The following is a 12779-nucleotide window of genomic DNA, read 5'->3' as shown; positions in this document are numbered from 1 at the left end:
ATGCGGTTTGATCATTCGTCCGCGAGGCTACTCGGTTACTGGACACGAACGGGATTGAGCCCGAGCAGATCGAAGGCCGCCTCCTGGAGGGCGGTTGGTTTGGAGTGAAGGGTAAAGCGGTGCTTGGGGCGCGCGGGCACGTGCATGGTGTTGCGAGCGAGTGTTCCGAGATGCGCAATGAGGTCACCGAAGCTCATGACGCGCTGACCGTCTGCCGATCGCCTGGTTGTCTTCTTGACCTTGACGACGTCTGACGGTGCGGTGGCCGCAACTGGAGAAGTTCGCTCCGCTTTGGCTGCTGCCAGATCGGTGTCGTGGAACAACAGCGGCGCTAGGGCCTCCCGTAGGAGCCACTCGACATGGTAGGCGAGCATGCACAGGAAGACATGAGCCCGCACCCTGTCCGCGGTCCAATGACGGATCGGCCGGATTTCCAGATCGACGCTCTTCAGGGATCGGAATGCCCGTTCGACGTGCGAGAGATCCTTGTAGGCCTGAACTGCTTCTGCGGCATTCAGATGCTCGGCAGGCATGCTGGTTCGGATCACATAGATGCCGTCGAGGCGCGCCTCTGCCTCGATCTGATCGAGCCGTCTATGCCAGGAGAGATGACCATCGCGGATCGTAACGACGAAGTGCTTGGCCATCTTTCTTTTGTTAAGAACCGCGCCGACCGCCAGACCTATTTCGGCAGCGTCACGCAAGGGAGCGTTCCTGCGCCGGACCTTGGCTTCGATCCGGGCCAGTTCGCGTTCAGTCACTGCTAACAAGTCCTCACGCTTGCGCGCCCGTTCGGCGGCGAGGTCGTGATTGCGGCACGCGATCAGCCGTTCGCCTGGGAACATGTCCGGCGCGCTGATTTCGGCGAGATCGCGATCATCGAACAACGACAGCTGTAACGGCCCATTTTCCGCGGCCAGCGCCTGCACCGCCGGTGCACGCAGGCAGGTGATCCAATCGAGATTCGCGGGCCTAAGTTCGTCGCGAATGCGGGCCGAGGTGATCATGCCGCGATCTCCGACCAGCACCAGACGACTGATCCTGAAGCGATCCTTCACCTTCTCGATCTGCGCGCTCAAGGTTGAGGGATCCGCGGTGTTGCCGTCGAACACCTCCACGGCGATCGGCAGTCCCTCGCGTGTGCAGAGCAGCCCATAGACAATTTGCGGCCGGTCCTTGCGGTGATCCCGGCTGTGGCCATAGCGCGCCAGCGGGCAGCAGCGGCCCTCGAAGTAAGATGAGCTGACGTCATAGAGGACCAGCACGCCGTCTTCGAGATGCCGCCGCGCCAAGCCATTTTCGACGCGGCCCTGACGTTCGAGCAGCCAATCCAGCGCCTCATAGGCCTCCCGCTCCTTGACCCGGCCAAGGTGCAAGACCGCGCCCAGACTCGATACCGCCGTCTCCTCATCGATCGCGCGGACAAAGCCCAGCTTCGATCGTGGCGCAATCAACCGATCAACCACCATGGCGACAACGAGATCGCAGCAGCGTCGCGAGGCCGGATCCTTCGCCGCACCCAGAATCAACCGGTCGAGGCCAATCTTGCGGATCATTCCAAGCGCCGCCGCAACATGGCCGTGCGGCAATGAGCGCTCGACTTCCAGTTCCTGCGGACCAGTGCCGATGACCGTTCCGCCCTTCAGCACCGCCTTCAACGTATCGATCATATCACGCGGCAGCTTGCTGAGATTGGCCAACGTCCGCTTCTGCGAACGGCCTTGCTCGTCGCGATAACTCTCCCGCAGCAACACCGCAGGCGGAGAGTCTCGATTGGGCACCATCTCGATGAACATGCCCGAATCGAATCATATCCTCGCCGATTTGGGAATCCCCTTACATGGACACAATCACAGGATCATTCCCACCCTAACCCACTGCACTGACTCAAGTCTCTCCTGACGACACGAGCAAACTTCGGTCTAAGCAACGTAAAGCGATGAAAGGTTGGCGACGTTCTTTTTAGGCTGGAACAAAGAGCAAGCAACCAACTTAATCTACGGGGCCGATGTTGTTGCCTTGAGTCATTGCCTTGACCCCAAGAAACCATGCGCGTGCCGTGCGGTATCGGCAGTTAGCTCTTTCCGAGCCGGACCGCGTCAGAGCCGATTTGCTCTTGAAGCTTGCCGACGAAGCGGACCGCGACGTGCTTTGTACGTCCGATTGGTGTCGCAGGAACCCGCCAGACGGGGCCGCGATGAAACCCCTGAAGCAAGACAGTTAAGGGTTTGTACATCATGCCAGCGCACCCTTTCTCGATGCGAACGCCGACGAAACATTTCGAGCGCGAAGTTCGACGGGTCCGCCATGTGTCGGCGTGGATTGTGCTGACCGGGCAGGCGAACCAAGAGTGTGACGTGATGGACATCTCAAAGAACGGGGCGAAGATTGCCGTCCAAAGTCCCTCCCACGTGCCGCAACGGTTCGAATTGGCATTCCTTCATGACAGCACGAAGCGCCGGGCCTGCGGGGTCATCTGGCGACGCGGCAAGATGATTGGCGTTCAGTTCGTCTAGTGTGAGACGGACGCGGTCTGTGGATGTGCGGGCTGAGCTTTAAGGCAATGACGCGCGGTCTCAATTTCAGCTTCCGTCGCGCCCTTGCTGCGCGCCCAACTCTCGGCTGCGGCCTCAGAATATCTCGCGACATAGAATCGCACGACGGTGCACGACGCTCTGTGCACCAAGCCTTCAGCGGCAAAAGCCTGAGGGGCAAGGCCCATACAGATTGCTACGATGCAAAATCCGCGAATCAGCATGACCGTCCTCTTGTTGGGCCCTTCACGCCAACTCCGCTACCGGCACAGGGTTCCGAGCAAACGGGGTGAGCCGTCCGGCCCCGCTTTAGGCAGCCCGGTAAGTCTTTGAAAACAAAGGCCCTGACTGGGTGGGGGTCAGCTCGCAAGGCAAACGCACCGCCTAGTGCAAGGTGGCTTCGGCACGACGCCCTGCTAGGTGAGCCCGTTTCAGCGGTGCCGTTGGGCGCCGGGCTTGCTGCGACTCCCACCAAACGCGCAGGGCCTCCGAAGATCCCAATACCTCAGCGAGCATTGTTCTCGTAGGGTAACGCCGCAACGAAATCGCAACGAATTGGGTGAAACGAGCGTGAACAAAACGGAATGGAAGCGATCGTCACGCAAGAAAAATCAACAACTTAGAGGATGTTCACTGCGTTCGGGACGCAAGCGCCGCAGGCTCAATAAACCAATTTATAGTCGGTCTGCCGCGGTCAAATTACGCGTCAGATGGCCACCCGCAACCACCGACAGCGGCGATATGAAGTAGCCAAGCGGTCCGGCGCCCGTGAGGAGGTCGAGCTTCTTTTGCCTGCCGCAAAGGTCAAAAATTGTCGTACATGATTTCCAGGCCGCGCTTATTCGGAACGAGTGTCACCAGATCCACCAGAACACGGTCCTCGTTCCGCAAACCCTCGTAGAGAGCCGAAATTCGCTGGCGGTCGATCGCTGCCATGTTCGGATGGAGGGGAGGCGGCGGCCCCGCTGCCTCCGATAGGCCTCTTCTCGTTCCGTTCATTGCGAAAGATCGCAATGCCGCGCAGACATTGCGCGCCTCGAACCAGATCATTTCATTCCAATTCAAGTCACGCTGAACAGTTCACCACGAGGACACGATTTCGGTTTGCATCCCTACTTATTTCAAGTGGAACGCACGGCGCTCGCGGTGTCGTAGTCTACGGCGAATCGTAGCTCTCGAAGCGGCCGTACGCGCTTGATGGCTTCTTCGTAGAGCGTGTGTGCTTTGTAGGCCGCAAGTGCTGTTTCATCATCGAATTCGCCATAGACGACGACATCAAGCTCATTCTCAATTTGGTCGGCTTTTGCATTGCGCGCGATTTCGAGTCGGCGCGCGTGTGGGATCTTGGTGAGAAGCGCGAGGCCATCGATAACACGTGCGATGTCGGCCTCATTTTTGGCGCTGAACAGAACGATGTGACGAATCATAGTTACCCAGAAACTGAGATGTGATCGACCGATATTGTGGCATTGCGTCATGGCAACGCCAGTCTGTGCTGCACTCTATCCCCAATCCCCCTAGCGGCTCCATAGAGTAGGGCAACGGCCGGACGACCCTAAGTCTATCTTCATGGGAGTCCTATCGCGCCGAGCCAGGGTCGAATAGTGTTTCGTTACGTCCGCTACGATGGCAGGCGGGGTGCTGGCTCGCTCCATACGTTCTCGATTCCATTCGTCGGTGCGGTGCAGGAAGTTCGCAAGCAGCGCGTTGCCATTTTGGGTAAGTATCGACTCCGGATGGAACTGTACGCCATAGGTTGGCGCGTCACGATGCGCTAAGGCCATGATCTCTCCCTCCTCTGACCGCGCGGTTACCACGAGAGGCGACGAGAATGACTCTTCGAATTCGACTGCCAGGGAGTGGTAACGTCCGACGAGCAGCGGCGAGGGAAGGCCGGCAAAGAGATATTCGCCGTTATGCGTCACCGGCGAGGCCTGCCCGTGAAGGGGGCAGCGAGCCGCCACGATCCGCCCTCCAAATACGCTCCCGATGCATTGGTGCCCGAGACAAATCCCGAGAATGGGTAGATGGCCAGATAGCGCGCGGACAACGGCAACAGAGATGCCAGCCTCGGCTGGTGTGCGCGGACCCGGCGATATCACAATGCCGCGTGGCTTCAACCGAACGAGAGCCTCGATGTCGACTTGGTCATTGCGCACGACCTCCACGGTCGCTCCAAGCATTCGGAAGCAGCGGGCGATGTTGAACACGAATGAATCATAATTGTCGATGATTACGAGCATGATCAGTGAGGCAGCTTGCCATTGAATGCATCGAAGAGGCGTTGGGCCTTGGCGAGCGTCTCCTCGTATTCGGCCTGTGGTTGCGACATCGCGGTAATGCCGCCGCCGGCGTGAAAGACGGCCGTGCCGTTGCGGATCGTCGCGGTTCGAATTGCGATATTAGTATCCATATTTCCACTGAACCCGATGAAGCCGATAGCTCCGCAATAAACCTCTCGCGGCCAGCCTTCGATTTCGCCGATGATCTCCATGGCCCGGATCTTCGGCGCGCCAGTGACCGAGCCCCCCGGAAAACAAGCGCGCAGCAAGCTGATCGCATCCTGATCGTCGGCAAGGTCTCCTGTAACGACGGACACGAGATGATGCACGGAAGCATAGGATTCGAGACCGCACAGCACCGGCCCCTGAACCGATGGCGGTTGGCAGACGCGCGAAAAATCGTTGCGAAGAAGGTCAACGATCATGATGTTCTCCGCGCGATCCTTCTGCGAGGAGAGAAGGCACTCCAATCGGTGCCGGTCCTCGTTACCATCGCCCGACCGGGCGATGGTGCCTTTAATCGGGCGGGTCTCCACGGACCGGCCATCGAGCTTGAGAAAGCGCTCCGGCGAACTGGAAGCGATGATGAGATCCCCATAGCGCAGGAAAGCTGCGAAGGGCGCGGGATTCAGCGCGCGCAGCCGGCAGTACAGTTCGAGTGGATCGAACGGAGTACCAAGCGTGGCGCTGAACCGCTGCGCGATGTTGGCCTGGAAGACGTCGCCTGCCAGAATCAAGTCGATGACACGTTGGACAGCTTTTATGTAGGCCTCTCGGCTGAGGTTCGACGTCCATGCGCCGATCGCGTTGCGCGACAGTGGCGCTGGCGACATGCGGCGGTCGAGGAGCGCCGTCAATTCAACAGCGCGCCGTCGCGCCCGTTCGCTACGACGTACCGGATCTCGCTCCGGCCAACCGGTTGACACGATCAACCGCCTGCGTTCGTAGTGATCGTAGGCGATCACGACATCATAGAAATTCAGGACCGATTGCGGCACGCCCTGACCAGGTTTTGTCGGGGCCGGGAGCTGCTCCAGCGTCTGGTTCAATTCGTAGGCAAAGAAGCCGGCCGCTCCTCCTTGGAATGGGGGTAGGTTCGGATCGTGCTCCTGGCCATACATGGTGAGGCGGGTGCGCAACGCGTCAAATGGATCACCGGGCAGGGCCTCGCCGTTCCAGCTCGCGCGCCCATCCGCGACGGTGTAGGTGCCGAACGGGTCGCAGGCGATATACGAATAGCGACCGAGCTGCTCATGGCGTAGCGCGCTATCCAGAAACGTGAGCTGCGGTTGATCTGCGAGACATTGCATCGTCGAGACGGGCTCAGCCCAGGTCAGTTCGCGTACGTACATCGTATCGGCGCACTTTCCGAGAACCACGATCATCGGCCGTGAAGATTTCATTCTGACGACGACTTAGGCCGTCCGTCGTCGGAGAGTTTGAGGCAGCTAAGCGTCTAGATTAAGAGTGCATCGGGCGCAAGCTAGGGCCAGGTCCGCTTGGCCGACGCAAGAATTATCAGCCGCCATCCACATACCTCACAAAAATGACTCACGGCGATAAAGTCATCGCGCGATCTACCGTTCCTTGATCGTTTTCGTCCCGAAGCTGGAGTGACAAGGATCCTCGAACGGCGACGAAAAAAGAGCGGCCGTGAAAATTTCGTCTCTGCGGCTAGGTTTAGGAAGGATGATGTTCTTGCATAGCCATTATTTCGAGAACGTTTGACCGCGCGTTGCTGCCGCGCCAGTTTTGATCGACATAATGTTCTGTCGGGGATGAAGCCGCCAACCACGATTGTCATAGCCGCCTGATCCGCGCCCATCATCGCATCTGTATACCAAGCTCGAAGATTGACCGGAGGCTGAGAGCGTCCTAACGCGATGCCGTGCAACTCTGGCGCTCAAAAACGGGATATCCTCGATGCAAGTCACCCTGATGAAAGGCAAGATCCACCGTGCGCACGTAACGCAAGCGGATTTGCACTATGAAGGTTCGATCTCGATCGATCGGACGCTGATCGAGGCTGCCGGCTTTCTCCTCAACGAGCGCGTCGATATCTACAATATCGACACCGGCGTGCGTTTTTCGACCTACGTCATCGAAGCGCCTGCCGGCTCCGGTATCATCGGGCTGAACGGCGCGGCTGCGCGACTCGCGATGGCGGGCGACAAGGTCATCATCGTTGCCTACGCGAATTTCGACGATGCTGAAGCGCGCAGCTTTCAACCGCGCGTCGTCCTCGTCAACGAGAAGAACCAGAAGCTCTAGGCGCCGCCAGCGTCGAGTGCTGGCATCAGTTCGGGATGGCTCACTGCTGTGCGGACGAGGCGGGCACCAAAGCCGACAGCGGCTGAACCAGACTTGATACCAAAGAGGACAATCCACACGAGGACACGCCGGCAGTTTCAGGCTCAGTTAACTGTGCTAGAGGAAAGATAATGCATGAAGGGTTTGAAACGGATCTGCGCGAACTCTCAGGACGGGGTCGGTTACGTTCGCTTCGCGAGCGCTCCGGAATAGATTTCACGTCAAACGATTATCTCGGCTTGGCCGAATCCGAGGAATTGAGGCGTGCGGCTGCCGACGCGGTGGCGCGTGGCGTGCCGGTGGGATCGGGGGGATCGCGCCTGTTGCGCGGCAATCATCCCGAGCATGAAGCGCTCGAAAGCGAAGCTGCAGCCTATTTCGGCGCCGACACGGCGCTGTATTTTGGCGGCGGTTATGTCGCGAATTTCACCATCTTCTCGACTCTGCCGCAACGTGGGGATCTCGTGGTCCACGACGAGTTGATTCATGCGAGCGTCCATGAGGGGCTACGTCGGGGACGTGCCGATTTCGTGGGAGTTCCGCACAACAATGTCGACGCCTTCGACGCAGCGATCGTCCGCTGGCGCGCGGCCGGGGGCAAAGGACGGCCCTGGCTTTCGGTCGAAAGCCTCTACAGTATGGACGGCGACAGCCCGGACCTTGCTGAACTGCTTGCGGTCGCAGGCCGCCACGAGGCCATTGTCGTGATCGATGAGGCGCATGCGACCGGCGTGCTCGGGCCGCAGGGGCGGGGGCTCGCTGCAGCCTTCGAGGGTCGCGACAATGTCATCACACTGCACACGTGCGGCAAGGCGCTCGGTACGGTCGGCGGTTTTATCCTTGCGCCGAGAATTATCCGTGACTTTCTTGTCAACCGCGCCCGCCCCTTCATCTTCGCGACCGCCCCTTCGCCGCTGATCGCCGCGATCACACGGGTGGCCCTCGAACTCTCCCGAACCAGTCCCGAGCGCCGGGATCGGCTCGCGCGTCTGGTTCAATTCGCGGGAAGCGAGCTTCGTCGTCGTTGCAACATCGAGCCCTCCGGTTCGCATATTCTTCCCGTAATCATCGGCACCGATCGGGCAGCTGTTGCCCTTGCTGCTTCTTTGCAGCACAGAGGTTTTGATGTGCGGGCGATACGTCCGCCGACCGTTGCCGAGGGCACCGCGCGTCTCCGCATCGCGCTGACGGCGAACGTCGATGAGGCCATCGTCGCAGGTTTGTTCGAAGCCCTCGCTGAAGACATGCGAAAGGCTGCATGACCAGGCCCATCATTGTAACTGGTACCGATACCGGCGTTGGCAAGACTGTTTTTGCGGCCGCGCTCGCCGGTGCTCTTGGGGCAATCTATTGGAAACCGATCCAGGCCGGCCTCCAGGAGGAGACGGACAGGCAAGCGGTCCTGCGGCTTTCCGGTCTGTCCGAAGAGCGCGTGTTGCCGGAGGCCTACCGGCTGAAGACGCCGGCCTCGCCGCATTTTGCCGCCGAGATTGATGGCGTTGCCATCGATCCGGACGCGCTCATTCTGCCGACCACGAACCGGCCGTTGGTCGTGGAGGGGGCCGGCGGGTTGCTGGTGCCGTTGACGCGCGAAGTCGCTTACATCGATGTCATCGGGCGGTGGCGGGCGCCGGTGGCGCTATGTGCCCGCACGACACTCGGAACGATTAATCACAGCCTCCTGTCGATTGAGGCTCTGCGCAGCCGCGGCGTTCCGCTTCTCGGCATCGTCTTCATCGGGGACGAGAATGCCGAATCCGAGCGCATCATCGCCGACATGGGTCACGCCCGGCGGCTTGGCCGCCTTCCACATCTCACGCCGCTGACGGGTGACGTGCTGCGGGCGGCGTTTGCCCTCCATTTTAATATTGGTGACTTCCTGGAGGACTCTGCCGGATGAAATCGATGTCTCCGATATGGCATCCGTTCACTCAGCATGCCGTGCAGCCCGAGCCGACGCTGATCGCCAGAGGCGAGGGCGCCTGGCTCGAGACCGCCGATGGTCGTCGTATCTTCGACGCCATTTCGTCTTGGTGGGTGGTGACCCACGGCCATCGCCATCCGCACATCGTGCAGGCGATTAAGGATCAGGTGGACCGTCTCGATCAGGTGATTTTCGCCGGTTTCACACACGAGCCAGCGGAACGGCTCGCGCGACGTCTCATCGCGATCACGCCATCCGGGCTCGAATACGTCTTCTTTTCCGATAGCGGGTCGACATCGGTCGAAGTCGCTTTGAAAATGGCGCTGGGTTTCTGGCGACATCGCGGCGAGAAGCGTAGCCGTATCCTGGCTCTGGAGGGCGCTTATCACGGCGACACGATTGGCGGCATGTCGGTTGGTGAACGTGGTGTCTTCAATGCACCCTACGAGCCCCTTCTGTTCGATGTTGAGCGGCTTCCCTTTCCATCCGCAGGCCGCGAGCAGGCGACGCTGGATGGCTTGAGCGCGGCATGCCGGAATGGGGCGATCGCCGCGCTCATCGTCGAACCCTTGATTCTCGGCGCAGGCGGCATGCTGATCTATCCGCCTTGGGTTCTTGCGGAAATGAAACGCATTTGCGAAACCCACGGCGCTCTCTTCATCGCCGATGAAGTGATGACAGGGTGGGGCCGGACAGGCACGCTGTTCGCTTGCGAGCAGGCCAGCGTCACGCCGGATATCGCCTGTTATTCCAAAGGTCTTACCGGGGGTTCACTGCCGCTGGCGGTGACCCTCTGCCGCGCCGACATATTCGATGCGCATTATTCAACGGATCGGACCCGAACTTTCTTTCATTCCAGTTCCTATACAGCGAATCCGATCGCCTGTGCGGCCGCTCTCGCGAACCTGGAGATTTGGGAGAAAGAACCGGTCATGGAGCGCATAGCGCGTGTTGCCACCCTGCATACCGAAAAACTCGATCGCTTCCGCGACGACCGGCGCTTTACGAATATCCGCCAGATCGGAACGATCGCAGCGCTGGACATCGCAGCGACTGACGCCGGCTATATGGCCGATATCGGCCGCCGTCTCTATCGGGGATTTCTCGCACGGGGCCTGCTTGTCCGGCCGCTAGGCAACACGATCTACACCATGCCGCCATACTGCAGCACGGCGAGCGAACTCGACCTGGTTTATGAAGCGATCGGTGCAATCGCCGACGAGATCGAGTGAAAATAGCAGGGACACCACTCTTCCCCAAGGAGCGCCGCATCAGATTTGAGCATCTGATGTTGCGCCTTAAGCAACAGCTTGAAATAGCAATTTGAGATGGTTGCAGGTCCCAGCTTTGAACCTACCTTCGACAAGTTTCTGAGTTTAGGCGGAGGATCGGAGGAAATATCGCGGATTTGCGTCGCGTGCTTCGGCGGCTTTATGAAACCAACCGAGGTTCAGCAACAGGCTATGCAGGCGCGTACGAGCCTGATTGTCGGCGCAGAGAACTTCGACGGGCCCTTGTGACCAGGATCAAGTAACCGTTCCGCGAAGTTGCGAAGCCCGGGCCAGGAGACCTGCCAGCCGAAAATGTACGATCGGAACCTCTCGCAGGCAAAAGTCATATCCGCGCACTCAACACCTTACGATGCAGTAGCCCCTATCAGGCCGTCGCACAGAGCCTGCGCAATGCAATTGTAGCTCCAGTCGTTCTGGTGAAGCCAGTTGCCATCAAAGTTGCTGATCATCTGGTCGAAAGGGATGCCGCATTCAACGTGCCAATAGCGCATGATTTCAAACCGCTGGAACAAGGCAACTCCCGAGTCCTTCGCGATGGTCGCGATGATATTCTGCATTTGCTGCGTCGCGGACGTAGGCGCTTCCTTTTGATCGAGCAAAGCGGGTGCGAACTGGAGGTTCATCAGCACGACGTCTGCAGTGGTACCCGCGAGGTGATCGAGGCCTCTGAGAATGGCTGCCCGCACGTCATCCAGGAAATAGTCCTTCCACGCTGCGTTCGTGCCGACCTGCCAGATCACCAGCGCGGGCTTGTTGGCCAGCACGTCCTTTTTGAATCGCGCGGCCTCATCGGGAGCCTCCTGGCCGCCGATGCCAAGATTGAGAACATTGATCTTTGGCGTGCGAAACCGAGCCGAGAGGGTGGCCCCCAACCTGCTCGGATACGACGCAGCGTCACTGCTGGCGCCGTCACCTTTGGTCGAGGATGATCCGATGGCAACGATAGTCACCTCGTCTTGCTCACGCAGCGCGGAAGCAAAGCCAGACAATGAGCGTCCCAGGGCGCTTAGCGTGCCGGGCGTTTCGCAGGGAAGCGGTGCCATCGCGGCGGCCACCTACTGCAGGACCTGGTTGAGCAGATTCGCAAGTCGCGCCGCGCCCAGAGCGACCCGGTCCCGCGCGATATTGCGCGCGTTGGTCTCGTAGGCCCTGGTCAGCTCGACCGCCGTCTTGTCGGTACGGATGGGGTCCGCATAGGCATTCTGCTTCGCAAGATCGAAGCCCTCCTGGGCCCAGACGTCTGGATCGAGAATGCCGGCCTTCGCTGCATCAGGAGTGATGCCGGATATTCCGTCGTGGGTCGCGTCGTTGATCGCGCCGAAGACCGACGAATACCCGCCGAACAGCCGGTCCCAGTATGCATGCAGCGCGATGGTCTCCCCCGTCGCAGGAACGACCTTTTCTTCGTTGCCGCCTCTGTCGCCTACCGCGCCCGCAATCTGCGCCGTGTAGCGCGCAATCACGTGCAACGGCTGATGCAGGTCGCCGACCAGGTGCAACGTCCAGCTCAGGTCATACGATCGCAGGTCGTCCGTGGCACCGGACGAGGAAGGCATCACCGCGATCATCTTGTTCAGTTGGGTTACCGCGTCGACAGGCACCGGTGCAGGCAGAGGAGTGCCGTCGGGCGTAAACAGAATGTCCTTGTAGTGCCAGTAGTCGTGGTTCACGAGGTCGCTGTAACCGACGTTCTGGCCCGCGTCCGCATCTGTCACCTTGCCGTAACGGTAGTTCGGCTTCAGCTTGATATCGTCGGCCCAGGTGGCTGCGTGCACGAACGCGTACTCGCTCTCCATCCCGGTCGGTGCGCCCGCGGTCCAGGCTGCGTAGTCGGGATTGAGCTTGAGCAGCGCGTCCGCGCGGGCTTTTACCGCCGGCGTGAGTTTGGTGTACGCGATGTAGGCAATCTGCATGTGGCCTTCATCCCACCATGCCTGCGCCGGGCCGCAGCAGAAAATCAACAGCGTCGTAGCCAGGACCGTGATGGTTCGCATCTCAACAACTCCCCGGAAAACGATAAATGAATGAAGACAGATTATCTCACTCGACTTACGAGTGCAAATTTGCGAAATTGCACTTAGAATATTTCTGAGCGTCAGTCGTCACAATTCCTTTTGCTTATTCATTGATGGAAAAATCCATGTTGCTGTATGGCGAACCTGACAAGCTTTACACTATCGACGATCTTCTTCAGGGGTATGACCGGGATGACCCGATGGCCTTTGCGAAGTCGTGGGACTTCCGCACCTATGGCACCTATTTTGCGGATGGCGCCGCGACCCCGAAAACCCTGGATATCCGCCTCGCTCAGGCCGGACATGACGCCCGTATTGCGCAGGCCTTGAAGGATTTCCTGAACCGCGAGTCCAAGCCGAAACTCGTCGGCCGCGGTCAACCGTAGGTGCTTACGCGGCCGTAGCCCGGCTGGCGCGGCATC

11 protein-coding genes and 1 pseudogene are annotated in these 12779 nt (G+C 59.6%); 6 read left to right on the top strand and 6 right to left on the bottom strand.

The annotated features are described in order from the left end of the window. Positions 1–35 precede the first annotated feature (35 nt). A complete protein-coding gene (locus tag V1289_RS16140; RefSeq protein WP_334395305.1) occupies positions 36–1796 on the bottom strand; it encodes an IS1634 family transposase in 1761 nt (586 codons plus the stop codon). Positions 1797–2237: 441 nt separating this feature from the next. Between V1289_RS16140 and V1289_RS16135 the strand changes: the two genes are divergently transcribed. Continuing rightward, positions 2238–2516, top strand: coding sequence for a PilZ domain-containing protein (locus V1289_RS16135; protein ID WP_334407494.1), 279 nt, complete (start codon positions 2238–2240; stop codon positions 2514–2516). Positions 2517–3655: 1139 nt separating this feature from the next. Here the strand turns inward: V1289_RS16135 and V1289_RS16125 are convergent. The 3 genes and pseudogenes from V1289_RS16125 to pabB all read right to left on the bottom strand — a co-directional run bounded on the left by V1289_RS16125 (position 3656) and on the right by pabB (position 6168). Further along, positions 3656–3961, bottom strand: a complete 306-nt coding sequence (locus V1289_RS16125; protein WP_334397821.1) for a Dabb family protein — start codon at positions 3959–3961, stop codon at positions 3656–3658. 243 nt (positions 3962–4204) lie between these two features. Next, a pseudogene (locus V1289_RS16120) lies at positions 4205–4777 on the bottom strand (anthranilate synthase component II); the annotation flags it as partial. Between the two features lie 2 nt (positions 4778–4779). Beyond that, positions 4780–6168: an aminodeoxychorismate synthase component I gene (gene pabB / locus V1289_RS16115; RefSeq protein WP_334407492.1), complete on the bottom strand. Its 1389-nt coding sequence runs from the start codon at positions 6166–6168 to the stop codon at positions 4780–4782. A gap of 571 nt (positions 6169–6739) precedes the next feature. On the opposite strand from pabB, the gene panD reads away from it, so the two are divergent. From panD to V1289_RS16095, 4 genes are all read left to right on the top strand, one after another. Then, positions 6740–7087 (top strand): aspartate 1-decarboxylase, encoded by a 348-nt coding sequence (gene panD, locus V1289_RS16110; RefSeq protein WP_334397820.1) that lies wholly within the window; start codon positions 6740–6742, stop codon positions 7085–7087. Between the two features lie 170 nt (positions 7088–7257). After that, a complete protein-coding gene (locus V1289_RS16105; RefSeq protein WP_334397819.1) occupies positions 7258–8388 on the top strand; it encodes an 8-amino-7-oxononanoate synthase in 1131 nt (376 codons plus the stop codon). Beyond that, the gene (gene bioD / locus V1289_RS16100) at positions 8385–9026 is read left to right on the top strand and encodes a dethiobiotin synthase (RefSeq protein WP_334397818.1); all 642 of its coding nucleotides are present in this window, start codon (positions 8385–8387) and stop codon (positions 9024–9026) included. The genes V1289_RS16105 and bioD overlap by 4 nt, the downstream gene beginning before the upstream one ends. Beyond that, positions 9023–10282, top strand: coding sequence for an adenosylmethionine--8-amino-7-oxononanoate transaminase (locus V1289_RS16095; protein WP_334397817.1), 1260 nt, complete (start codon positions 9023–9025; stop codon positions 10280–10282). The genes bioD and V1289_RS16095 overlap by 4 nt, the downstream gene beginning before the upstream one ends. Before the next feature lie 404 nt (positions 10283–10686). Here the strand turns inward: V1289_RS16095 and V1289_RS16090 are convergent, their stop codons facing one another. Beyond that, positions 10687–11385 carry an SGNH/GDSL hydrolase family protein gene (locus tag V1289_RS16090; RefSeq protein WP_334397816.1) on the bottom strand — a complete coding sequence of 233 codons (699 nt, stop codon included), beginning with the start codon at positions 11383–11385 and terminating at the stop codon, positions 10687–10689. A gap of 12 nt (positions 11386–11397) precedes the next feature. Beyond that, on the bottom strand, positions 11398–12336 hold the full coding sequence (locus V1289_RS16085) for a S1/P1 nuclease (protein WP_334397815.1): 939 nt from the start codon (positions 12334–12336) through the stop codon (positions 11398–11400). A 146-nt stretch (positions 12337–12482) separates the two neighbouring features. Here V1289_RS16085 and V1289_RS16080 point away from each other — a divergent pair, with 146 nt between their 5' ends. Beyond that, a complete protein-coding gene (locus V1289_RS16080; protein ID WP_334397814.1) occupies positions 12483–12743 on the top strand; it encodes a hypothetical protein in 261 nt (86 codons plus the stop codon). Positions 12744–12779 lie beyond the last annotated feature (36 nt).

This window comes from Bradyrhizobium sp. AZCC 2289 (assembly GCF_036924615.1).
Lineage (GTDB): Bacteria > Pseudomonadota > Alphaproteobacteria > Rhizobiales > Xanthobacteraceae > Bradyrhizobium.
This window is presented reverse-complemented; position numbering and strand designations above follow the sequence as displayed.